This window comes from Clostridium peptidivorans, assembly GCF_900205925.1.
Lineage (GTDB): Bacteria > Bacillota > Clostridia > Clostridiales > Clostridiaceae > Clostridium_AK > Clostridium_AK peptidivorans.
The window spans coordinates 1-23606 of sequence record NZ_OAOD01000021.1 but is presented as its reverse complement, the minus strand read 5'-3'; the positions used below and the strand labels follow the sequence as shown (position 1 = coordinate 23606).

The window sequence follows — 23606 nt, the reverse complement described above, 5'->3', positions numbered from 1 at the left end:
CCTTATTTAATAGCATGCAAAGGCTGCATTGCTAAATTTGATTTTGTTAACTTGAGAAGCATAGCTATTATTGAAATTGTATTCAGCTCAGCTGTACCACTTATATTAAAATAGTTATAATCCATATTAAAATCAGGATTGTTGTATAAAACATTTACACCAAGATAATCTGATGCTAAGTTAATAACACCACAAACCATTCCAGTGACAGAAGGATCCTCAAAACCATAAGAAGCTTTGATATCAATGAAATGAGGTTTTAAATTACGTGTAAGCTGTATTTTTTTAACATAGTCCTTAGCTAATGTTTTACTTGTAAGATTGTTAGTTAAAACTTTTTTATTAAATAAATACAGTGTGTAAAACATTTTTTCATCGGTTTTAACTATAACTATTTTAAATAAAGGTTTTAACCATGTTGCAATTAAATTAACATTTGTAAATTCCTGAGAGTTAAATGCAAATGCAATTTTTATAGGTATTGTAATTAATAATACTACAAGTATTAAAGCTAAAAACAAAAATACAAGTATCAAACTTGAGAGTATATACATAAGCAACATCTCCATTACTATAAGAAGCATGCATGATTTATGGAAATTTATAATTTCATTATAAATCAGCACATCTCGATTTATTTAGGTGTTTCATGCATGATTTATAGAAATTTATAATTTCATTATAAATCAGCACATCTCAATTTATTGAGATATTTCATTAATTATGCTTCTACATATAGTATGGAAAGTATTAATAAAAGTATTAGTTGAAAGTTATTGATAAGTTATCAATATTTGATGTTATTATTAAAAAATTGTAAATTTGAATTTAATATCAGACTATAAAGAAAAAATAAGAAGAAAAATATAATATTCATTGGAGGTGAAGAGTTATGAAAAAGAGATGCTCATGGTGCGGAGAGGATGAACTTTATATAAAATATCATGACGAAGAATGGGGAGTTCCTGAATTTAATGATAACAAGCACTTTGAATTTTTAGTGTTAGAATCTGCACAGGCAGGTTTAAGTTGGATTACAATTTTAAGAAAAAGAGAAAATTATAGAAAGGTATACGATAATTTTAACATTCGCTCAGTAGCTAATTTTGATGAAGAAAAAATTCAAGAACTATTACAATATGATGGGATAATAAGAAATGAAAAAAAGATTAGAGCTTCTATAAATAATGCTCAAAAATTTATTGAAGTTCAAAAAGAATTTGGAAATTTTAGTAAATATATTTGGGGTTTTGTTGACAATAAACCTGTAATTAACTCTTGGAAAAGCGAATCTTATATTCCATCTAAAACTCAATTATCCGAAGTTATAAGTAAGGATTTAAAAAAGAGAGGATTTAAGTTTTTGGGCCCAACTATAGTATATTCATATTTACAAGCTATGGGAATAATTAATGATCATGTAGTGGAATGTTTTAGGCATGCGGAATTGAAAACTAAAAATCTAAAATAAAAAATAATGAAACCTTTTAAGGAATTTCATGTAAAGTAATTGAAATATTATTTATTTATTAAGTCTAATTTTTGAATTCTAGACAATTGTTTTATGGCATATTCTCTCTTTTGGGCGGAAACTTTATCATCATGCTCTTCAAAATATACAAGTTTTACAGGAAGCCTACATCGGGTATATTTTGCACCTTTACCTTTAGAATGGGCTTCTATTCTTTTATGTAAATTATTCGTCCAACCAGTATATAAAGTTTTATCAGAACACTCTAACATATAAACATAACACATAAGCTAGTCCACCTTTTTTAAAATAGAAATCAAGTACTAAATACTAGAAACCCTATGATTAATGAGCAACTATAGGTAATTATAGCATAGTTTCATTATGTAATCACCAGTAGTTAGATTCTAATTAAGATCTATTTTAATTAAATAAAATGTAAATTTGAATAAAGGGAGATGTATAAATGAAAAAAAGAATATTATACGGTATCATAATATTGATTTTCATATTAAATATAAAATTATTTTTTGATATATCTTGCATTAAAGATGAAGTTAACTCGGTAAAAAATACTACATCACATTTGGATAATAAAATAAATAATATTAGTTCTAATGTTTCAAAAACACTTAATGAGTTTTATGAAGAAAAAAAGTTTGTATATAATGTAGAGCATGAGGTGCTTAGCTTAAGTAAGGATCTAAAAGAAGTAAAGCTTGATTTTAAATGGAGTTTGCGGGAACTTAGTAATGAGTACAATGTTTATCTACTTTATGGAGCAGTAGAAGAAGGAACCCAAAATGTAGCTAAGTGGAATGAGGTTAAAGTTCAGGATTTACAAAATTTAAATTATGGATGTACATTAAGTATTCCATATCAAAATAATTATCAGTTTAAAGTAATTGCAAAAAGTGATAAAAATACAATTAGTGAAAAACTTATGGATATTCCATTTTTAGATAAATTCAATAAAAGAATTAATATTAATCTCATGCCTAATACAAAGACATCTTCAAAGGGACATGCAAATTTAAAATTTGCTATAAATATTTTGAATAAATATGATTTAAAATTTGAGAACGATAGTACAAAAATTAATGAAAATATGCTTAAAATGAAAAATATAACCGTAAAAGTTTATAGTAATAGTAATTTAAAAAGTGAAATTAAGATATTAGAAAATGGAGTTTTAAAGGATAAAAATGCTTCTTATGTTAAACCATTTGGAATGACAAAGGATTTCAAAATAGAAGAAATACATTATGAAGATAACATTGAATATGACACTGATTCTAATGAAAATAGTAGAGAAAAAATAGAAGTGATAGTAGAAGACTATATGGGAAAGGTTTATAAGAATATAAGCCACGAAATATAAATTTATTGAATTTTCTTTCCAAGGCTTATATAATAAATATGAAAGGTTTTGGTAATTCTTAGAAAGTTAGATTGTATAAGTGGGGTTTGAATTTTAACACTGATTTATAAGTTTAGAAATAAAGCTTATAAAAAAATGGAGGGGAACATAATGAGAAAGTTTTTTAAGGGAATGTCAGTAGCTACATTGGTTTTTGGACTTTTATGCACACCTGTACAAGCTGCGGGAGTGGATAATGGTAAAATATTAGATGATGTAAACAAAACTAATGAACAAATTTATAATATGATTGATAAAGCAGTTTCAAAGTCATATAAGGAGAATAAGGACCCAGAAAAGATAGCTGAAGATCTAATAAAAAAGACCGATAAAAGGGTTGAAGTATTGATAAAAAAAGCTGCAAAAGAAGACATTAAAATTGAAAAGGAATATATTGAAGTTACCATAGGAGATAAAGTTTATTTAATTGATCCTATAAGAACGCTAGGAGATTAATTTAAGTTAATTACAGTCTGACTTTCTAGGAGGAACATAATGAATGAAATAATTTTTTCAAAGGATGATCCTTATATTGAAAAGATAAGTAAAAAATCACAGGAAGTATCACTGGTTGCTACTGGAGATGAAACAGAAGTGATGATTCACAAAATACAGGCAGATACTAAATTCATACTTTTCCCAGGTGAAAGTGAATCGCTAATGGAATTTTTTTATGTAGTAGATGGAATGCTTAGCACTACAATAAATTCAAAACATATATTTGTAAATGAAAATGAATATTTCAATGTAAAAGGACTTAAAGAGTCTATATATTTTAAAGCAGAAGCTAACACTACACTTTTATGTGTTAGTTCTCAACTTCAATTTCATTATTTAAGTAATGAAATTAGTGAATTAAATGTTATAGTGGAAAAAGTTTCGGAAAAGGATATGTATACCCAAGAACATAATTTAAGATTACAGGATTATTCTATTAGAATAGCTAAAGAATTAAAATTACATAATAAGACTCTTTATAATTTGCTATATGCATCATTATTTCATGATATTGGGAAAATTAATGTACCTATTGAAGTCTTAAATAAGCCAGGCCGTTTAACAAAAGAGGAATTTGATTATATAAAAAAGCATCCAGAGGATGGCTACGATTTAATGAAAAACTCTTGTATTCAAGAAGTTGGAGAAATAATACGTCAACATCATGAAAGGTTAGATGGTTCTGGATATCCTCATGGATTAAAGGAAGATGAAATTTGTATTGAAGCAAAAATTATAGCTGTAGTGGATACCTATGATGCCATGACCAGCGATAGACCTTATAGAAAAGCATTATCTCCAATAATTGCAATGGATGAGCTTAAAAGATTAAAAGGTATTCATTATGATGAAAAAATTGTAGATATATTTGAACAAATATTGATGAAAGAAGAAAAAATTTAAAAATTACTAGTTATTAATCCCTAATTGTTAAAAGTGAGTGTATCATTAAATAACGATTAGGGATTAACTTGATTTTAGGATATTTTAATATTTTTATGGGAAAAACTAATAAAAGGATATTACGACATTTTTAAAGTTGACTAGTAGTATAGAATTTTCATCTAGGAAGGCGTTCATTTCGCTAAAATCGGCTAATATCTATAAATTTAAAATTTCTAAACCTCCTAAACTCGCTGTCGCTCAGACAGTAGGAGGTTCTTAACGAAATTTTAAATTTATAAATAAAGCCGCTTTAAAGCTCATTCAATGCCTTCTACGATGAAAATTCTATACTCCGTCAACTTTAAAAATGTCTTCATGTGAACTGCTGAAGGAAGAAATTCAGCTAACTGAATTTCTAAAAATATTTTAGGGCGATAGCCCTAGGAGTTTACAAGAACTTATACGAAATAAATGAGGAAATTTAATTTACAGATTAAAGATATGGTAATACAATAAAAGATTTTTGATAAAAAATAGAATGATTAATATTTTGCGACCTATCGGTCTGCGGGCTTGCCAACCCTTTGATAAGTATATATTTAAAGGGAACTTTGGACAAATCCAAATTCCTTCCTTCGGTCAGTAAGTCTGAGTGATATTTTTAATGGTGAACATAAGTATGAGATTTGCATTGTAGAAAGCATTGAACAAGCATTAGAAGCTCTTTATTTCTGCCTTAAAGCACCGTTAAGAACTTTCTACTGTTTGAGCGATAGCGAGTTTAGAAAGTTTAGGTGTTTTAAAAGGCAGAAATATTAGAGCTTGTTTGCGCAGTGAACGCTTTCCTAAATTCAAATCCCATACTGGAGGTTCAACATTATCCTAAAATGGAGCATTTTTTCTAAAGGGAGACAATAACATGGAAAATAAAAAATATTTATTAGATGCAAATATAATTATAAAAATTTGGAATGAATGTTCTTATATAATAAAGGCAATAGAAGATGCAGAAGGTGTTGATTTTAAAATTTCTAAGCATATAGCAGGTGAGCTGTCTACTAAGGAATTTAAAGAATTTAATGGAGTACCTGTACTTACAAATAAGTTTTTAAAATTACTAGATCACATAATAGAATCAAACAGTTGTAGTATAAAAGAAAATTTAAGCTCCAATGTAGACATTAGATATGATTATAAAAAAAACATATATTATATAAATGAAAATAAGCTCTCTAAAAATGATTACGAACTTATTTGTATTTGTAATAATAAGGAATACACTTTAGTTACTGATGATAAAAAAATACAACGTAGTGCTAAAATTATATTAGGAAATGATAGTGTATTAAGTTTTTATGAATTTATTGAGGAGTTAAGGGCGTATTACAATATAGAAAAATTATAAATATAAATCCATCAATTAAGTTCTATAAGCATATGAGTGCAGTTGCAATGGATGAATGGACTGTATATAGATTAACAGGAGAGCATCTAAAGGACCTTGCAAGAGAATTTGAAAAATAGTTAAATAGGAGGCTTTTTCATGAGGAAATTAAAAAAATATGTTTATTGGGTTGGAGGAATTGATTGGATAGTAAGAGCTTTTCATGGAGGAGAATTATCAACCCATAGAGGAAGTACATATAATTCGTATATTATAAAAGACGAAAAAACGGTACTTATAGATACTGTGAAAGAGAAACTTACAGACGAATTTTTAGAAAATGTAAAAGAGGTAGTTGATCCTAGTACAATTGATTACGTTGTAGTAAATCATGCAGAGCCAGACCATTCAGGAGCATTACCACATATTATGAAATACTGTCCAAATGCAACTATTGTTGTATCAAAGAAAGGGCTAGAAAGTACTAAGAAGTATTATCATGAAAATGAGAGTTGGAATTTCAAAGTTGTAGGTACAGGGGATAAGATAAATATAGGGAAAAATGATATTGCTTTTGTAGAAGCAAGTATGCTCCATTGGCCAGATAGTATGTTTACATATTTAACTGGGGAAAATATTCTGTTTTCAAATGATGCTTTTGGGCAGCATTATGCATCTTCAGACATATTTAATGACATGGTGGATGAAGATGAAGTCTGGCAAGAGTCATTAAAATACTATGCTAATATACTAACTCCTTTTAGTAAGCTTGTCACTAAAAAAATAGAAGAGTTACAAGGAATGAATTTACCTATTGATATAATAGCTCCAGCTCATGGTGTTATATGGAGAAAAAATTCTATGGAGATTGTACAAAAGTATTATGAATGGGCAAAGTGGAATTCAGAAAAAAGTGTAGTTATTTTATATAATTCTATGTATGGAGCAACTCATAAAATGGCAGATTATATAGCACGAGGTGTTGATGAATCAGGATTAAGCTACAAAATTTATAATTCTGCAACAGCAGATAAAAACGATGTTATTACAGATATTTTTAAATCAAAGGGATTATTACTTGGCTCATCTACCATAAATAACGGAATATTATCTTCTCTTAGCCAATATATTGAAGAACTAATGGGACTTAAGTTCATAAATAAAGTAGGGGCTTCCTTTGGAAGTTATGGCTGGAGTGGAGAATCACCTAAGATACTCAAGGAACATTTAGAGAAAGCTAAAGTAAAGGTACTAGAGGAACCACTAAGTATAAAGTACGTGCCAACTGAAGAGGAACTAAGAAAGTGCGTACAATTTGGAAAAAGTTTTGCAGAAAAGCTATTAAAAGAGCTTTAGTAGGAAATTACGACATTTTTAATGTTGAATGCAGTATGGAATTTGAACCGTAGAAAGCATTGAATGAGCTTTGAAACGGCTTTATTTATAAATTTAAAATATCGTATAGAGCGTTCTACTGTCTGAGCGACAGCGAGTTTAGAAGGCTTAGATATTTCAAATTTATAAATATTAGCCGTTTTTAGCGAAATGAACGCTTTCCTAGGTTCAAATTCCATACGACCGTTCAACATTAAAAATGTCGCATTTTTTCTAAATTATGCAACGCATTCGGTAACATTTCTTACCCATTTATCACATAAAAGCCTTGGTATAGCTATAGAAATATTTACTACTTCTTGAATACATACAATGGCTACTACTATATGAACTGGAAGTTTTAAAAATAATGCTCCTATAAAAGCTAAAGGAACTCCTATACCCCAAAGGGTTGCCATTTGAAGTTTAAAGGAATACTTAGAATCTCCGCCACCTTGAAGTATTCCAATTGCAAACACTGTATTAAACATCTTTAAAAACATAGTAGCTGAAATTATATATAATATATAAATACCGCTTGTCCTAACTTCTGAAGATACTTTAAAGAAATTTATTATAGCAGGAGAGCTAATGGCAAGCATTCCACCCATAATAATTCCTAAGCTTATTGATATAAATGCAAAGCGTCTTCCATAAAGTTTACCCTTATTTTCTTCACAGGCACCAATGGCATTTCCTATCATAACTGAAGCTGCATTTGCAACTCCAAGATTTACAACCATAAATAGATTTTGTATATTAGAGGTTATTTGCACTGTAGCTAAAGCCTCAGTTCCTATTTTGCCATAAGCAACTACATATGCAATGTTACCTAGTGCCCAGCAGGCTTCATTTAATATAACTGGAAGTATTATTTTTGAAGAGCTTTTCACAAGTTTTAAATCAAAATTAAACATATCTTTAAGGCTTGAAGCAAGTACACCATGAGTCTTATATATATAGATAATCATTATTGTTGCTTCTATTATTCTTGCAATTAAAGTAGCAAGAGCTGAACCAGATACTCCCATTGGTGAAATGCCAAAGTATCCAAATACAAAGATGATATTTAGTATTGCATTTATTAGTACAGCTATAGCACTAATTATCATTGGCACCATTGCTTTTCCTACACATCTAGATGCACAAGCATAGTTAAAACTTATTGCAGTAAAAATGTAGCTTAAACTTACAATTCTTAAAAATTTAACTCCATGTTCTATAACCATAGGATCACTGTTAAATATAAGAACAATTTGTTTTGGGAAAATTAAAGCTATTAAAGTAAATATAGTGGATAATACCGTAAGTCCTAAAAATCCTAATCCTAAGAATTTTTTGATGTGATCTATATCTCTTTTACCCCAAAATTGAGATATAAATATTCCACATCCTCCTACAATCCCAAGAATCAATAGGTTAAATAAAAAATAATATTGATTTGCAATGCCTACTGCTGCAATTTCTTTTTCTCCAAGCCTACCTATTATAACAGTATCAATCATATTTAATGAAGAAGTAAGGAAGTTTTGAATAGTTATAGGTAGTGCGAGTTTTAATAAATTATTTTTAAATTTTTTATCATTGATAAGATCACTAAAAAAGCTATGTGATTGAGAATTCATTGATGTTCCTCCTATGTAATATTTAATAAAATACCTTAATGTAATTGGAATGCGCATATTTGACATAAAGTTGAAAAAGATTGCAAATTATGCGCAAATTAGGGCAAATAAAAAACACTTTGATGAAGCTTTTCAAAGTGTTTACCTTCGGCACTTGGACAATTATAGGTTTATAGTTGTCAGTTATATATAAAGTTTTTATGAAACCCTATATAATCATTAGCAGCTGGGTACTGTTCATTGGCTAATAATAGAGTTTTCCTTTGAAATTATAGCAAAATATAATCTTAATATCAAGAGATAATATGCTATTTTACCATAAACCACACTCCCACTAAAGTAAATAGCACTCCAATTATCTCATATATTCCAAGTGAAGCATGTTTGTATATAAATGTATCAAGATAAAAACTGCTAAGGGTTTGAGAAGCTATAGATAAAGTAAGAGTAACCGTTAGACCTAATATGGGTACTGATTTAGCTATAAAATATATTATAAAGGCTCCAAAAATTCCTCCTGTTAATAAAAGAGGTCTGGCTTTTAAAATTTCTACAGATTTATTTATATTGTTACTTAAAACAAGAGGAACAGCAAATACAATTGCTCCTATAAAAAGATTATAAAATGTAGATATAGATGGACTAGTCATTTCTCCAAGCTCTGAACTCATATAAGATTCAGCGGTAGTAAATAAACCTATAAGTATTGCAAATATGTAGGGTATTATTTCTTTCATGTATATCATCTCCTTAAATTCATGTATATTATTTTAAATGTTATTTATCACAACAAATTATTGATGTTTCAAGTTTAAATTCCCTAAGAGTTTTTTCAGATTCCATTTTATGACCAATATAGATTAGTATAATTTCCACTATTAGTATAAATATTAAAGTGAAAAGGAGCCTATAAAATATGGATAGTTTTTTCATAATATTCACCCCCTAATGTATTTTATGAGAAGAGGGCACGTGTGATGTTTAAAATGTATAAGAAATTATAAGATAATTTATTTAGTTGAAGGTTTATATTAATTGGAAAGTGTGTATTTTTGAATTGACTTATAGGATTATTTGCATTAAACTTATCAAGTGTTAAGTTAATATAGGTACAGGCAGTTCGTAACCATCCTGCCTTAAAATAAAACTATGGAGGTATTAGATATGAAAAAAAATACAAGAAATTTAGCACTAAGCGCTATAATTGCTGCAATATATGCAGTTGTTACAATGTACTTAACTTACCCAATGAGTTATCAAGCATCTCAGTTTAGAGTTGCAGAAGCTCTTACAATACTGCCTTTTTTTTCAACGGCAGCTATACCAGGTCTTTTTGTAGGTTGTTTAATATCAAATCTATTAAGTCCCGTTGGACCACTAGATATAATATTTGGGTCTTTAGCTTCACTTATAGCAGCTTTTATGACTTATTTAATTGGTAAGAGCAATCTGAGATTTAAAAAATATTTAGCACCAATGCCACCAGTAGTAGTAAATGCACTTATAGTAGGTTGGCTTTTAAACTATACTTTAAAATGGCCTATTGCTATAACTATGCTTCAAGTAGGGTTCGGACAGATTTTAGCATGCTATGGTCTTGGTTTGCCATTAATGCTTTTTATAGAAAAAAATCAACAGTTAAAAAGAATATTTAATAGTTAGATAAAAAATAGCTTTGCATTAAAGAATTAATTAACAATTCTTTAATGCAAAGCTTTTTTATTTAATATTTATAAAAACTAAAGATTAACTAGAGACTTCTATATACAGAATAATCTATATTAGGAAATATATTATCAAGAGATTCTATTTTATTAAGATATTTTATATCAATTGCATTTTTAGTTATTTGCTCGTAAAGTTTATTAAATCTTTCTATATGAGCATTTAGTCTATTTACTGCATATTGTACAGAAGTGTTATTTTTTATAATAAATGGCCAATCTGAGGATTCAGCTAAAACAAGCTCACGAGCAGCTTCGTTAAGAGCTCTCTTTTGTAATGAAGTAGGTTTCTTAAAAGTATTTGCAAGTCTTATCATCTTCTCAGCAGCTTCATGAAGGTCTCTGTATATCCAATCATTTGAACTATTAATCCAAACTGAATAATCTCCATGTTCTCCCCAACTAGAAGGGGATGGACTTGAGCATTGAACCCTAGAATGTTTTTCTAAGTATTTTTTAGGAGTTGTAAGCTCATAGGAAGTCCAATTTTCTGAAGATCTTTTTAAAAATGTATATATAAAATCAGGGCCTTCAAACCACCAGTGACCAAATAATTCTGTATCATAAGGACAAGTTATTATAGCAGGTATATCCATATGAGAACTTGCTTTTTCTATTTGATGATGTTTACAGTGTGCAAAGTGACCACCGTGGCTTTCTGCTTTAACTAAGGCGTTTTCTGGTACATAATATTCTTTATCATCAGTAGAGCCTGTTATTCTATGATATTTTAATCCAGTATCCACTCGTATTCCAGCTTTGTTTAAGTAAGGCTTTATGTATTCCATAGGAAGTTCATAGCCTATATCCTTATAAAATTCTCTATAATCAGGATCGCCAGGATAGCCTATAAAGTTACTCCATACTTGATGAGAAGATTCTAAATCACGTCCAAAAGCACATAATCCATTAGGAGTTACAATTGGAGCGTAGGTCCCATATAAAGGCTTTGGTGAAGCATTTAATATACCTATATTTTCAACTAAGAAATATTTCAGCCCATTTTCTTTAAGTACATCATCTAAATTATAGCTATAAGCACATTCAGGAAGCCATATTCCAGAAGGCTCATGACCTATACAATCTGTATAGGATTTTACCCCAGTATAAATTTGAGCCCTTACAGTTTCGGGATTTACAGAAAGTAGAGGTAAAAGCCCATGAGTTGCAGAGCAAGTTATTATCTCAAGAACTCCTAGCTTATCAAATTTTTTAAAAGCATTCATAAGTCTTTTATCATAAGATTTATATGTTTTTAAAAGTCCCTTAAATCTTTCGTTATAAAATATTCCTAAGCTTTGTAATCCCTTGTTTCCCTTATTTCGTAAGATTTCTTTTTCCGAAAGCTCTATGCTTTTTGTCAAATACTCTTCATATTTTTTATTTAAATAGTCATCCTCAAGCATTTCCATAAGAGGAGGGGTTATGGACATAGTTATATTAAAATCTATACCTTCATCTAAAAGCTTGTCATAGCCTTGAATTAAAGGTATGTAACATTCACTCATAGCTTCAAATAGCCATCTTTCTTCTAGGGCGTCATCTATTTCTGGATGTCTTACAAAGGGCATATGGCTGTGAAGTACCATAGCTACGTATCCTTTTTTCAAAAAAATCACTCCTTAATATCCTTGTAGTAAACTGATGTATCTTGAGATTCGACCATTCGTGGAGTTGTAACCTTATTAGAAGTAGCAATATCTATATAAGTATTATCTGGAAGAAGCCTTCTAAGCTTTATTAAAATATCTATAGCATCTTTATCCAAATCTATATACCAATTATCAGCAAAAGCATCTATAAATATGCTTTCAATTTCCTTTTCTTCATCCCCATTTAGCTCATAAACCGTAAGAACAGGTTTTGAGCTGTTCCAAAGCGGCTCTCCGTACTTATCACTAAATTCCTTTATAAATAAAGGAGACACTGTAAAATAGCAATAAACTTTACGTGCACTTTGTACCATAAGAACAATTTTTGATTTTGTGCTATTCATTAAGTAATTCACCCCATATCTTTATAATTAATGAAACATCTCAATGAATTGAGATGTGATGATCTGTAATGAAATCACAGATTTATATAAATTATGCAAAATAAATTGTATTTATTAAGTTCTACATATATTTAAAAACTCCTTTACTTAGTATATAATTTATAAGAAATCGCTATGCAATTTTAAGGAATTAGGATAAAGATGCTAGGGGATAGTACCTAGAACCTAAAAAGTTGCGGGCAACTTTTTAAATTTCGGAGGTAGATTATGAGTAGAACAAATTTTAAAGGCAGCGCTATGTTAAATCCTGTTCCTGTAGTTTTAGTAACTTCTAAAAACTCAGAGGGAAAGGTAAATGTATTTACAGCGGGGTGGGTAGGAACCGCTTGCACAAGACCTCCTATAATATCACTTGCTATAAGACCTGAAAGACTTTCCTATGAATATATAAAAGAAACAGGAGAATTTGTGGTCAATTTACCATCTAAGGATTTGGTAAAGGCAGTGGATTTTTGCGGAGTTAAGTCTGGGAGAGATCTAGATAAATTAAAACACTTTAATTTAAATATAGAAGAAAGCAAGAGTATTTCAGTTCCATCTATAAAGGAATGCCCTGTGGCACTAGAGTGTAAATTAAAAGATATTATAAAACTAGGTTCCCATGATCTATTTTTGGGAGAAGTTACAAATGTACAGGTAGAGGATTTTCTTATAGATGAAAATGGAAAGATACATTATGAGAAGGCAAATTTAATGACTTATTGTCATGGAGAATATTATCCATTGCCTGAAAAATCAATAGGTAAGTTTGGATTTTCAGTACAGAAGAAAAAGAAAAGAAAGTAGAGATTTTTAATGTTGAATTAGTAGTATGGGATTTGCATCTAGTAAAGCAATTCACTGTGCAAAAAGGCTCTAATATTTCTTCGGTTTTAAAACACCTAAGCCTTCTAAACTCGCTGTCGCTCAGACAGTAGAAGGCTCTTAACGGTGTTTTAAAGTCAGAAATAAAGAGCCTTTAATGCTTGCTCAATGCTTTCTACGATGCAAATCTCATACTATATTCAACATTAAAAATGTCTTTATTAAGATTGATTAAGGAGGAAATTTCATCATAGTGAAATTTTTTTAGTTTAATCTGGACAATTAAGTAGGGATACAATAGTATATTATGACGATGAATTATATTAAAATATTAGAATTAGGGACACTGAACCGTATCACAAGTAACAGAGGTTTTTAAAGCATGTTCTATAAACCATCCGCGTAGAGTGTGTGGTGTTAATAAAACGGTGAATAGCTTGAATTAGAAGTTTTTGGGGCATATGCCCCTTTTTTTTATTGGTGAATATACTATTATATGGCACACTAACATATACTCTAATATATATCTAATATAATTGGAAAGGGAATTGCAATGATTAAGCTAGCTTTGATAGGGTGTGGAAAATGGGGCAAACATTATCTGAAAACCTTAACTTCAATAGAAGGCTGTGAATTAAAGTGGGCCTATGATCTTGACCTTCAAAAACTAAAGGAGGCTTTATCTCCATACCCTCAAGTCCAGTACACTGAAAACATAAACAATATATTAAATGACAGTACGGTACAGGGGGTTGTTATTGCCACGACACCTGAAAGCCATTACATGTTGGCGAAGGAAGCAATAAGCAAAGGCAAAGCTGTTCTCGTAGAAAAGCCCGTGACAATTAACAGGAAAGACAGTCATGATCTAATTGAATTGGCTGCTGCTCAAAATACCGTATTGATGGCCGGCCATACATTGATTTACCATCCTGCTGTGAAAAGGATAAAGGGGCTTCTGGAAGAAAAACATATTATTGATGATCTATGTTACTTCAACATGTCCAGAACCAGTTCCACCTCTCAGGCTCCCAAAGTAGATGTTCTTCATGATCTGGCAGTTCATGATATTTATCTTTCACGCCACCTCATAGGGATGGACCCTATCTGGGTAATTGCCCATGGTGAAAGATATATTCAAAGTCCTTGTAACAATGTTATCAATATACTGTTGGGTTTCCCCAATGGTAAAATAGCTTCTATATTTGCTAGCTTCATTCATACGGAAAAAACCAGGAAAATGACACTGGTTGCATCGAAAACAAAATTGGTATTTGACGATGCACAGACTGCCGATAGAAAAATCCAAATCTTCCATAACGGAGAGCAGGAGCATTTTTTGGCAGTGGAAGACAATTCGGAACCTCTGACACAGGAGTGTATTCATTTTATGGAATGCATTAGAGAACACAAGGAGCCTCTTAGCGGTAGAAAAAATATAGAATTTGTGGCAAAAATAACTGATTGCATTTCAGAATCTCTCGCAAAAGGCGGAGAGAAAATCAACATCTTTTGATGGAGATGCTAAGCACTATAATCAGGAAAGTGTGGTGAAATTATATTGTTTGTAAAGAGCTATTCAAAAGAACTTGAGAATGAATGGGAGGGATTTGTGAGTTCCTCAGTTAACGGCACTTTTATGCAGGAGAGAAGATTCCTGGGTTATCATCCTTCAGACAGGTTTTCAGATCATTCCCTGATATTTATGGAGGATAAGGGAATCATTGCTGTTCTTCCTGCTGCCGTAGTACAACAAGAGGATAAACGCATCCTAGTTTCCCACCCCGGCGCTTCCCATGGAGGGCTCATAATAAAGTCCAGTCTAAGCACTAAAAAATGCCTGGAGTTAGTAAGTGCCCTTGTGGAATATTGTGCCATGGCTGGTTTTGACTATATACGGCTAAAACCTGTTCCGAAGGTTTACCATAAGGAGCTTTCGGACCAACTTGACTTTGCTTTAAGGTTTTCTGGGTTTAGGCTTGAGTATACAGAGCTGGCCACAGTCCTTGAGCTAAAAAAAGGTGAGGAATCTTTTGTAAAGCGGGTAATGAGTGACACAGCTTTTCGAAACTATCAGAAGGCATTGAAAAGTGGGTTATCAGTGGTGGAGGATGCCGATATAAATGATTTTTGGCCTATTCTGGAAAATAAACTTAAACATAATCATAATGCAAAGCCTGCACATACATTAGATGAAATCAAACATCTAAAAACTCTTTATTCTCACAGGATAAAACTCTTTGCAGCATATGAAGGAGTAACTCCTGCAGCGGGTGTTTTGGCATTTTTACTGAACGACAGAGTTATAAACTGTTTTTATATTGCCCACCACGATGGTTTCCAGCATAAGCGGCCGTTAAACCTTATTTTTGGTCATATGATGGAATGGGGACTAAAAAACGGCTTTTCATATTTAGATTGGGGTATTTCCACTGAGGTAAAAGGAAGTGGAGTCAATACAGGGCTGTTTCGTTTCAAAGAAGGTTATGGAGGGCATGGGGTATTGCGGGAATGCTATTTGTATGAAGTAAACAATAGCAAATAATTTAAAGGAGTGAGGCAATGAAATTAGCAGGTCATCAACCGAATTATATTCCCTGGCCGGGATATTTTGTTAAGATGGCACAGTGTGATATTTTTTCTATTTTAGATACTGCTCAGTTTCAAACAGGCAGTTCATTGGATAATAGGAATCTTATCAAAACTTCCCAAGGGACTCAGGTACTGACTGTGCCGGTGAAACGCAAAGGCATGGGCTTGCAGCGGTTTAATGAAGTTACTGTTATACCGGGTTGGAAAAGGCATCATCTTATGGCACTCAAAGTAAACTACGCAAAAGCACCTCATTTCAAAGAAGTTTTCCCCATGATGGAGCAGGTATTGCAAGATACCGGATATCTTATAGATACCAACATAGCTTTTATCAAGCTGGTATATGACCTGCTGGGACTTAAAACAAAGCTTGTGTTTTTATCAGATTTACCTCAATTTTCTGAGCTTCGAAAAAATGAACTGATAGCTGCAATCTGTCGCCACTTTTCTGCTGACAGTTACCTGTCCGGTATTGGAGGAAGGGCATATAATCAACCAGAGATTTTTGAAAAACAAGGTATTAAATTGGAGTATTTGGATTATGAGCCTATAGCATATCCGCAGCTTTGGGGCAATTTTATACCCAATTTGTCTATAGTTGATATGTTATTTAATTGTGGGGCAACGGGCACACGCAAGCTTTTGTTGAAAGAGGTGTAAGTATGAAAAGAATATTGTTTTTTTCACATAGTTCTAAATATACTCTTGGGCTGCCGCAGGGCTTTAGAGAATTGAACTGCCCTGTTTTTGTCCTGAGGGATTTAAGTAGAAGCTCTATAATAGACGCAATTGACAACTTTAGGCCTGAGATTATGATAACAACGGGATGGGCTTACCGCAGGTATAGCCGTGAGCATATAGACGAGTTGGTGAAAAGAGCTTCTAAATATAAGGTGAAACATGTCTATTGGGCAACTGAAGATCCAAGATGGACCGAAAAGTGTTCCTTCAGGTGTATTGAAATCTATAAACCTAATGCAATTATGACCATACATCCTGGTAGTGTAAATAAATACAGGGAGCTTGGGCTTCCCGCCGGGCATCTGGATTTTGGCTGCAATCCGGAATTCAATAAGAATGAACCTCCAAGCAGTAAATATGATTATGATGTGGTCCTAATTGGGAATGGGGGACGAGAGTGGAAGTCATATCGGAAGGATAGCGTTCAGATATTACTTAAGCCTTTAGTGGAAAGGGGATATAACATTGCTATTTGGGGTAAGCGATGGGACCGTTTTAATGAGGAGCTAATGGGTTTTAAGATCCCAACGCATATGCTTAAAGGTGAACTACCTTATGAGGAAACAAATAAAGTATATAATTCAGCTAGAATTATATTAGGTTTGCAAAATGACCATGACATGTTAACATCTCGGACTTTTGAAGTACTGGGTTCGGGCGGTTTTTTGCTTACCGTACCAACACAATCTGTCACCAAGCTGTTTATAAATAATGTTCACCTGTCATGTGCCTCTTCCCCAGAAGATACAGTTGACCTGGTAAATTATTTTCTTAAAAATACCGCAGCACGGCAAGAAATAGCGCGCAATGGTCAGCTGGAGGTTTATTTAAAACATAGTTATAAGGAACGCGCCAGACAAATTCTTGATTTCTGCAGTTTAGTTGAAAGGAATTGAAATTGAAATGGATAATCAGACAACTATTAAACAAAGGGTTTCTTTAATGGGTACTAGCATTGCTGGCGAAACTGATGCAAAGGTAACTTTTTATCCAGCCCCGCCTAATACAGGTATAATATTTATCCGTAATGACCTGCCAGGCTGCCCTAAAGTAAAATGCTCATTTGAAAAAGCAAAGGTTGAATACAGATGGACTTCTCTTGTTGATGGAGATGTTCGCATCGAACACACGGAGCATGCCTTGGCAGCCTTATCAGGATTAGGTTTGGATAACGTATTTATTGAGCTGGAACAGGCCAGCCTGCCCGTAACAGAGGATTACAGCAGTAAAGAGTTCAAAGGAGCGCTCACGGAAGCTGGGATAGTGGAACAAAATGCCAAGAAGGAAATGATAAAAATACTTAAGCCCATTATTGTATATAAACGTGAAAGCTTAGGGGATATGGAATATGAAAAGTTCCTGATAGCTCTTCCCTACGATGGATTTAAACTAACCTATGTGGTTGACTATCCCAATCTGCCTCAATTATCTCAAGTAGCTGAAATGGACATAACTCCTGAAACCTTTGCTAAAGAGCTGGCAGATGCCCGTTCTTATATAATTGAGTCAGAGATTGAAGATGTTGTAAACCTAACTGGGAAAGTCAGCTCAAATGTATTGGTAGTCAAATCCGGGGCTGAGTACAGGTCCTGGAAATGGTCCAATGAACCTGCCCGTCATAAAGTGCTTGACCTTCTCGGAGACCTTGGCTTACTTGGGAAAAAGGTACTGGGACATGTAATAGGCTTCAGATCCGGTCACCGGTTAAATCTAGAGTTGTGTAAAAAAATTTATGAGGAGTGTAATGATGATCGCTTTAGCTAAACCTATGCTTGGTATAGAGGAAAAAATACTTGTGAGTGAAGTTCTTTCCAGTGGAAAGCTAGCCCATGGAGAATATGTGGAAATGTTTGAACGGGACTTTGCCCTATTCCAGGGCAGCAAGCATTGTGTCGCCACCTCTTCAGGCACCTCAGCCCTTCATGTGGCACTGCTGTCTTTAGGTATTAAACCGGGGGACAAAGTTATAACCACACCTTTCTCTTTTATTGCAACTTCAAATGCCATACTTTATGCGCAAGCTGTTCCTGTCTTTTGTGACATTAATCTGCAGGATTACAACATTTCGCCTCAAGAGCTGCAAGATACCATCAAAAAACATCCTGATGCAAAAGCAATCCTAATAGTTCATCTTTACGGCTATCCCGCGCGTATGGCAGAGCTAATGGCAATAGCCAATCAATACAATCTGCCAGTGATAGAGGATTGTGCACAAGCTCACGGTGCATCCATCAATGGCAACAAAGTCGGAACCTTTGGGCACTGTGGAGTTTTTAGCTTTTACCCTACAAAAAACATGACCTGCGGAGAAGGTGGCATGCTTGTGACCTGGGACAAAGAGCTGGCTGATAAGGCCAGGAGTTTGATAAACCATGGCCAGATAGCCAAATACCGGCATGATGTACTTGGCTACAATTACAGGATGACCAATATCCATGCAGCAATCGGCATAGAACAGCTGCGAAAGCTGACTGGCTTCAATGAAAGGCGCAAAGCTATTGCAGAGCGATATTTAAGGGAGATAACCAACCCCGCTTTTATTAAGCCCGTGTGCTTAACGGGTTTTGAGCATGTATATCACCAATATACCCTTGGGGTCAACAATCGCAGCGGTTTCATAGAATTCCTGGAAACACAGGGTATTGGCTATGGTATCCATTATCCCACAGCTATCCCTGACCAGACCCTGTATCAGCAGGGAGAAATTCTCGGATCTTTCACAAATGCCCGAATAGCTGCCGAAAGGGTAGTTTCAATACCTGTTTACCCAGGATTAACAGAACAGGAGGTTGATTACATTGTCAGCAGTTTGCAAAAATATGAATGAAATCAATGGTACTCTCAGTGTATTGGTTACAGGTGCAGGTTCCGTATACGGGCTGGGTATTATCAGGTCACTGAAAGAATCGGTGCTTCCTGTTGAAACAATAGCAATTGACGCTAACCCATATTCCCTAGGTTTATTTTTTGCCGACAAAAGCTTTATCGCTCCACAGGTAGCAGATGAAGAAAGATATTATATGTTTATTAAAAATCTTTGTATAAATCATCAGATTAAAGCGATATTTATCGGCTCTACAGCGGAGCTTCCCTTTTATTCCAGAAATAGAGAATCCCTTGAAAGATCTACAGGAGCAAAGGTGTTTGTAAATTCTCCTGCAGTGATAGAGCTTTGCACCGATAAGTGGCTGACCATGTGCCATTTATCATGCTCCGGTTTTCAAATTCCTGCAAGTATCAGGTATCCTGAAGATGCTGGTATGCTCTCCTCATTTATTGAAAGTACTGGGTTTCCCTTGATAGTCAAGCCGCGTTTTGGACGTGGCTCAGTAGGTGTTGTTCTAGTTAAGGATAAGCAGCAGCTGCTTGAAAATATAAAGGGTAAGAAAAGCCTAATTATACAGGAATATCTTACAGATGAGGAGCAAGAGTTTACCGTAGGGATTTGCATAAATCAAAAGGGAAAGGTCATTTCCAAAATAGCCTTAAGGAGGTATTTGCTGGAAGGGGTTTCTATTGCTGCAGTTTCTGATGATTATCACCACATTGCAGATTATTGTGCCATGGTTGCAAGTACACTGGGAGCCTATGGGGCTATAAATATTCAATTGCGCCTTAAAGATTGCATGCCAGTAATTTTCGAAATAAATCCCAGATTCAGCAGTTCTACATGCATGCGGTTACTATTTGGAATAAATGAGCCGGAAAGCTTAATACGCTCAGAAGTGCTTTGCCAGGAGGTTATGCCCAAGCGAGCAAAAACAGGGCTGGTATTAAGACAATATACTGATTATTATTTCCCATTAGACAGGCTAAAATAAATTAGAAATGACTTAAACAGGCTCTTATGCAGTCTGCTTACAGGTTTTAAATAGATATTATCTAAATAAATGCCAGGCTTTAAGTTATTCATTTGGTTCATCAAATGGATAACTTAAAGCCTGGTACCTTTTGTTTAACATTTCAATATTGCGTAATTGATTTTAATTCAGATAAAACATACCCTTTATTCCCGTTACCGGTAATAATATGCACATTTAAGACCTAATAAAGATAAAAGAGTATACAAGGCAATTAAGTATACTCTTTTTATTTACAAAAAATCGCACTTGATAACGATACGGTGAACCGTATTATAAACAAATGAGTTTTTTTAGAAGCAAATAAGCTTAAATCAACCCGTATATATATGGGTATGGTTAGGGCTCAAGAGTTTACTTATATAAAAAAACTTTTAGGTTACATTTATTATCAACGGTTCCAAGTAAAATGCTTTTTACTTAAGTTTGATATAAGGTTTTTAAACTGGAAACAACCCAATCTTCATTCTTATGAATATGTTCCAGTTCCTTGGAAATGATTTTATCTTCATTTATCTTAGAAGTCTACCATGTAGTTTAGTATTGACGTTATTTTAACCAACAATGAATGAAAAAATTAAAAGAGGATAAATTCAAATTTATCCTCTTTATAATAAAATATATATCTACATTTTAAGTTTTTTAAAGAATTTTACACAAATTTATTGGCAGACTCTTAATCCATGTTAGTTGACTCTTCATTTTTAACATCTTTCACTGCAGCAGTAAGATCTTTGGGTTCAATATCATTAGAATTAGTATTCATATCTTTATTAACAAAATTATTTAATGCCTTTGATAAATCTACGCCTGTTAAATTCTTTAATACTTCAAAACCATTTGCGGTTACATCTGTAACTATTTTGGATACTTTTGATGCCCCTTGGGTGCCTCCATTGTCTATTACTGTTAAATTATCTATCTGTTCTAATGGTTTTGATACTTCTTTCATTACATCTGGTAATTTATTTACTATCATTTCAACTACTGCAGCTTCACCGTATTTCGCCATTGCTTCTGCTAATCTATCTTTTGCCTCAGCCTCTGCAATACCCTTTGCCTTTATGGCCTCAGCTTCTGCGAGTCCTTTTGCTCTTATTGCCTCTGCATCTGCTTGAGCTTGTATCTTCTTTGCATCTGCCTCAGCTATTGCTCGTACTCTTATAGTCTCAGCTTCAGCTTCAGCTTGTTTAATTGCTTCTATTTTATGTGCTTCAGCAGCAACCTCAATTTCATATCTTTTAGCATCAGCAGGCTTTTTAACTTCTGCTATTAATTTCTTTTCTACAACTAGTGCTTCTTTTTCAGCAAGTTCAGCTTGCTGCTCAGCGAGTATTGCATTATTCTCAACTTCTTGTAATTTATATGCAACGTCAGCATTTGCTTTTGCTTTATCTTGCTCAGCTCTGTATGATTCCAATTTTATTCTTTTATCTCTTTCGCTTTGAGCTATTTCAGCTTCAGCTTCTAACTTTGCCTTTTGACCTTCTCTTGTAGCACTTGCAGTTTTTATTTCTGTATCTCTTTTTCTTTCAGCTTCAGCTATATCAGCTTCAGACTTTGCTGCTGCTATTTGAGGTTTTGCTCTATTTTCTAGGTAACCACCTTGAGTACTTATTTTTAAGATTGTATAAGATATTAGGACTAGACCCATTGATTCTAATTCATTTCTTATATCATCTTCAATTCTTTGCTCAAAAGAAGCTCTATCCTCGTTTATTTGTTCTACTGTTAAAGTAGAAATTATACCTCTTAATTTACCTTCCAATATCTGTTCAACTATGGTTCTTATAACATTTACGGTATTATTATCTCCACCGCTGCAGAATTGTTCAACAGCCTTTAATACATTTTCAGCATCATTTTTAACCTTTACTACAGCAGTACCTACTATATTTACAAATATACCTTGTCTCGCAGGAGCTTCATTTACATCTGTTGTCATAGATATATTCTCTAATGAAATGGTACAAGATGTCTCTAATATAGGGATCATAAAACCCCCTTTTCCTGATAAAACTCTTTTCTTTAATCCTGTAATAACCATTGCTTTGTCAGCAGGTACTCTTCGCCAAAAACATAATATTACTGCTAATACTGCTATTACAACAATTATTATCGGTAGTAAATGAAATAGTGAATTTAATAAATTTTGCATTTTAATTTTCCCATCCTCCCTTTTTATGATTTTTTTAAAGTATTTCTATATAATATATTCTACTATAAATATTTACATTTAAAAACTATTTAGGAATAATTTAATAATATTTAAGATATTCCTACTGCTAAAATAAATAATTAATGGTAGAGGGGAATGTACATTAGGTCGTGGAGGTTAGCAAATAAATAATTAACTTTCATTGTTGGTGAATTATTGAAAAAAATTTATGGAATTGATGGTATTTTTAAAATAATATTAAAATTCACACAAAATCATGTTATAATCAGTCTGGTGAATAGCCAATAAAAGTGATAGAGGGGGATTATCAATGAAAAGATTAGCGATTTTTGTATCAACAATTGCGATAATAGCATCTCTAGCTTCAGGATGTAGCAATTCATCAGTAGAAAAATTAGCAGGGGCTAATAGTGTACCAGTAGCCAGTGCAAATGGAGAAGGAATTAAATGCCAAGTAGAAACCGAAAAAGGAATTTCAAAAGTTACAGAAAACAAAAAGACTACTAAAGATAAAGAAACTACTAAAGTAGAAGCTAAAGAGAAAAATGACAAAAATGATTCAAAAGATAAAACATCTATAAATAATAAAGATGAAAAAGAAGTTAATGTACAAAATGATGATAAATGTATTACTGATACAAGTGAGTGGACAGACATAGTGAATCAAGTTGATAAATCACAAATTAAACAACAACCTACTACACCAGTAGCACAGCCTGAAGACAAGCCAGAAGTTACTGCACCAGTTACACAGCCTGAGGAAAAAACAGAAGTTACTACGCCAGTTAAACAGCCTGAAGTGAAACCAGAAGCTCCAAAGCCAACTACTCCAGATAACAATGCTGGACAAGCTGGAGATTCACAGGTAAATGAATTTGAAAAAGAAGTAGTAAGACTTACAAATATTGAAAGATCAAAACAAGGTTTAAAACCACTAACATTAAATGCTGAATTAAGCAAAGTTGCTAGAATAAAATCTAAAGATATGGTTGA

23 protein-coding genes and 1 pseudogene are annotated in these 23606 nt (G+C 32.8%); 16 read left to right on the top strand and 8 right to left on the bottom strand.

Translation table 11 applies throughout. The annotated features are described in order from the left end of the window. Positions 1-2: 2 nt before the first annotated feature. On the bottom strand, positions 3-536 hold the full coding sequence (locus CRN98_RS14280; protein WP_179632171.1) for a DUF2953 domain-containing protein: 534 nt from the start codon (positions 534-536) through the stop codon (positions 3-5). Positions 537-892: 356 nt separating this feature from the next. Between CRN98_RS14280 and CRN98_RS14275 the strand changes: the two genes are divergently transcribed. Then, positions 893-1471 carry a DNA-3-methyladenine glycosylase I gene (locus CRN98_RS14275; RefSeq protein WP_097028102.1) on the top strand — a complete coding sequence of 193 codons (579 nt, stop codon included), beginning with the start codon at positions 893-895 and terminating at the stop codon, positions 1469-1471. A gap of 47 nt (positions 1472-1518) precedes the next feature. Here the strand turns inward: CRN98_RS14275 and CRN98_RS14270 are convergent, their stop codons facing one another. Further along, positions 1519-1758: a GIY-YIG nuclease family protein gene (locus CRN98_RS14270; protein ID WP_097028101.1), complete on the bottom strand. Its 240-nt coding sequence runs from the start codon at positions 1756-1758 to the stop codon at positions 1519-1521. Between the two features lie 179 nt (positions 1759-1937). Here CRN98_RS14270 and CRN98_RS14265 point away from each other — a divergent pair, with 179 nt between their 5' ends. The 5 genes from CRN98_RS14265 (at position 1938) to CRN98_RS14240 (ending at position 7014) form a co-directional block, all read left to right on the top strand. Beyond that, complete coding sequence (locus CRN98_RS14265; RefSeq protein WP_097028100.1) at positions 1938-2852, top strand: hypothetical protein; 915 nt, start codon at positions 1938-1940, stop codon at positions 2850-2852. A 150-nt stretch (positions 2853-3002) separates the two neighbouring features. After that, a complete protein-coding gene (locus CRN98_RS14260) occupies positions 3003-3347 on the top strand; it encodes a hypothetical protein (protein ID WP_097028099.1) in 345 nt (114 codons plus the stop codon). Between the two features lie 39 nt (positions 3348-3386). Further along, positions 3387-4292, top strand: coding sequence for an HD-GYP domain-containing protein (locus tag CRN98_RS14255; RefSeq protein WP_097028098.1), 906 nt, complete (start codon positions 3387-3389; stop codon positions 4290-4292). 901 nt (positions 4293-5193) lie between these two features. Further along, on the top strand, positions 5194-5679 hold the full coding sequence (locus CRN98_RS14250; RefSeq protein ID WP_097028097.1) for a PIN domain-containing protein: 486 nt from the start codon (positions 5194-5196) through the stop codon (positions 5677-5679). 138 nt (positions 5680-5817) lie between these two features. Beyond that, the gene (locus CRN98_RS14240; protein WP_097028096.1) at positions 5818-7014 is read left to right on the top strand and encodes an oxygen-binding di-iron domain-containing protein; all 1197 of its coding nucleotides are present in this window, start codon (positions 5818-5820) and stop codon (positions 7012-7014) included. A 257-nt stretch (positions 7015-7271) separates the two neighbouring features. Here CRN98_RS14240 and CRN98_RS14235 read toward each other — a convergent pair whose 3' ends face one another. From CRN98_RS14235 to CRN98_RS17785, 3 genes are all read right to left on the bottom strand, one after another. Next, positions 7272-8657, bottom strand: a complete 1386-nt coding sequence (locus tag CRN98_RS14235) for an MATE family efflux transporter (protein ID WP_097028095.1) — start codon at positions 8655-8657, stop codon at positions 7272-7274. A 308-nt stretch (positions 8658-8965) separates the two neighbouring features. Continuing rightward, on the bottom strand, positions 8966-9394 hold the full coding sequence (locus CRN98_RS14230; RefSeq protein ID WP_179632169.1) for a DMT family transporter: 429 nt from the start codon (positions 9392-9394) through the stop codon (positions 8966-8968). Between the two features lie 40 nt (positions 9395-9434). Continuing rightward, positions 9435-9590, bottom strand: coding sequence for a hypothetical protein (locus CRN98_RS17785; RefSeq protein WP_179632167.1), 156 nt, complete (start codon positions 9588-9590; stop codon positions 9435-9437). A 231-nt stretch (positions 9591-9821) separates the two neighbouring features. On the opposite strand from CRN98_RS17785, the gene CRN98_RS14225 reads away from it, so the two are divergent. Beyond that, positions 9822-10319 carry a QueT transporter family protein gene (locus CRN98_RS14225; RefSeq protein WP_097028093.1) on the top strand — a complete coding sequence of 166 codons (498 nt, stop codon included), beginning with the start codon at positions 9822-9824 and terminating at the stop codon, positions 10317-10319. 88 nt (positions 10320-10407) lie between these two features. On the opposite strand, the gene CRN98_RS14220 is transcribed toward CRN98_RS14225, so the two are convergent. Next, entirely contained in the window at positions 10408-11991 is a 1584-nt protein-coding gene (locus tag CRN98_RS14220; RefSeq protein WP_097028092.1) for a glycoside hydrolase family 57 protein, read from the bottom strand. Between the two features lie 5 nt (positions 11992-11996). Further along, entirely contained in the window at positions 11997-12377 is a 381-nt protein-coding gene (locus tag CRN98_RS14215) for a DUF4912 domain-containing protein (RefSeq protein WP_097028091.1), read from the bottom strand. A gap of 267 nt (positions 12378-12644) precedes the next feature. Here CRN98_RS14215 and CRN98_RS14210 point away from each other — a divergent pair, with 267 nt between their 5' ends. The 8 genes from CRN98_RS14210 (at position 12645) to CRN98_RS14175 (ending at position 20395) form a co-directional block, all read left to right on the top strand. Then, complete coding sequence (locus CRN98_RS14210) at positions 12645-13223, top strand: flavin reductase family protein (RefSeq protein ID WP_097028090.1); 579 nt, start codon at positions 12645-12647, stop codon at positions 13221-13223. Between the two features lie 571 nt (positions 13224-13794). Then, entirely contained in the window at positions 13795-14757 is a 963-nt protein-coding gene (locus tag CRN98_RS14205) for a Gfo/Idh/MocA family protein (RefSeq protein WP_097028089.1), read from the top strand. 45 nt (positions 14758-14802) lie between these two features. Beyond that, the gene (locus CRN98_RS14200; RefSeq protein ID WP_097028088.1) at positions 14803-15786 is read left to right on the top strand and encodes a GNAT family N-acetyltransferase; all 984 of its coding nucleotides are present in this window, start codon (positions 14803-14805) and stop codon (positions 15784-15786) included. A 17-nt stretch (positions 15787-15803) separates the two neighbouring features. Next, positions 15804-16493 (top strand): WbqC family protein, encoded by a 690-nt coding sequence (locus tag CRN98_RS14195; RefSeq protein WP_097028087.1) that lies wholly within the window; start codon positions 15804-15806, stop codon positions 16491-16493. Positions 16494-16495: 2 nt separating this feature from the next. Continuing rightward, a complete protein-coding gene (locus CRN98_RS14190; RefSeq protein ID WP_097028086.1) occupies positions 16496-17470 on the top strand; it encodes a CgeB family protein in 975 nt (324 codons plus the stop codon). Further along, complete coding sequence (locus CRN98_RS14185) at positions 17457-18338, top strand: UDP-3-O-acyl-N-acetylglucosamine deacetylase (RefSeq protein WP_143331305.1); 882 nt, start codon at positions 17457-17459, stop codon at positions 18336-18338. Before CRN98_RS14190 ends, CRN98_RS14185 begins: the two co-directional genes overlap by 14 nt. Continuing rightward, a complete protein-coding gene (locus tag CRN98_RS14180; RefSeq protein ID WP_097028084.1) occupies positions 18322-19401 on the top strand; it encodes a DegT/DnrJ/EryC1/StrS family aminotransferase in 1080 nt (359 codons plus the stop codon). Before CRN98_RS14185 ends, CRN98_RS14180 begins: the two co-directional genes overlap by 17 nt. Further along, a complete protein-coding gene (locus tag CRN98_RS14175) occupies positions 19373-20395 on the top strand; it encodes an ATP-grasp domain-containing protein (RefSeq protein WP_097028083.1) in 1023 nt (340 codons plus the stop codon). The genes CRN98_RS14180 and CRN98_RS14175 overlap by 29 nt, the downstream gene beginning before the upstream one ends. Positions 20396-21110: 715 nt before the next feature. Here the strand turns inward: CRN98_RS14175 and CRN98_RS14170 are convergent. After that, entirely contained in the window at positions 21111-22592 is a 1482-nt protein-coding gene (locus CRN98_RS14170) for a flotillin family protein (protein WP_097028082.1), read from the bottom strand. A 331-nt stretch (positions 22593-22923) separates the two neighbouring features. Between CRN98_RS14170 and CRN98_RS17500 the strand changes: the two are divergent. Further along, positions 22924-23606 (top strand): annotated as a pseudogene (locus tag CRN98_RS17500) (hypothetical protein); the annotation flags it as partial.

Coding starts and splice junctions, on each gene's coding strand:
- CRN98_RS14275 (WP_097028102.1), top strand. CDS start 893: ATGAAAAAGAGATGCTCATGGTGCGGAGAGGATGAACTTTATATAAAA.
- CRN98_RS14270 (WP_097028101.1), bottom strand. CDS start 1,758: ATGTGTTATGTTTATATGTTAGAGTGTTCTGATAAAACTTTATATACT.
- CRN98_RS14265 (WP_097028100.1), top strand. CDS start 1,938: ATGAAAAAAAGAATATTATACGGTATCATAATATTGATTTTCATATTA.
- CRN98_RS14260 (WP_097028099.1), top strand. CDS start 3,003: ATGAGAAAGTTTTTTAAGGGAATGTCAGTAGCTACATTGGTTTTTGGA.
- CRN98_RS14255 (WP_097028098.1), top strand. CDS start 3,387: ATGAATGAAATAATTTTTTCAAAGGATGATCCTTATATTGAAAAGATA.
- CRN98_RS14250 (WP_097028097.1), top strand. CDS start 5,194: ATGGAAAATAAAAAATATTTATTAGATGCAAATATAATTATAAAAATT.
- CRN98_RS14240 (WP_097028096.1), top strand. CDS start 5,818: ATGAGGAAATTAAAAAAATATGTTTATTGGGTTGGAGGAATTGATTGG.
- CRN98_RS14235 (WP_097028095.1), bottom strand. CDS start 8,657: ATGAATTCTCAATCACATAGCTTTTTTAGTGATCTTATCAATGATAAA.
- CRN98_RS14230 (WP_179632169.1), bottom strand. CDS start 9,394: ATGAAAGAAATAATACCCTACATATTTGCAATACTTATAGGTTTATTT.
- CRN98_RS17785 (WP_179632167.1), bottom strand. CDS start 9,590: ATGAAAAAACTATCCATATTTTATAGGCTCCTTTTCACTTTAATATTT.
- CRN98_RS14225 (WP_097028093.1), top strand. CDS start 9,822: ATGAAAAAAAATACAAGAAATTTAGCACTAAGCGCTATAATTGCTGCA.
- CRN98_RS14215 (WP_097028091.1), bottom strand. CDS start 12,377: ATGAATAGCACAAAATCAAAAATTGTTCTTATGGTACAAAGTGCACGT.
- CRN98_RS14210 (WP_097028090.1), top strand. CDS start 12,645: ATGAGTAGAACAAATTTTAAAGGCAGCGCTATGTTAAATCCTGTTCCT.
- CRN98_RS14205 (WP_097028089.1), top strand. CDS start 13,795: ATGATTAAGCTAGCTTTGATAGGGTGTGGAAAATGGGGCAAACATTAT.
- CRN98_RS14195 (WP_097028087.1), top strand. CDS start 15,804: ATGAAATTAGCAGGTCATCAACCGAATTATATTCCCTGGCCGGGATAT.
- CRN98_RS14190 (WP_097028086.1), top strand. CDS start 16,496: ATGAAAAGAATATTGTTTTTTTCACATAGTTCTAAATATACTCTTGGG.
- CRN98_RS14180 (WP_097028084.1), top strand. CDS start 18,322: ATGATCGCTTTAGCTAAACCTATGCTTGGTATAGAGGAAAAAATACTT.
- CRN98_RS14170 (WP_097028082.1), bottom strand. CDS start 22,592: ATGCAAAATTTATTAAATTCACTATTTCATTTACTACCGATAATAATT.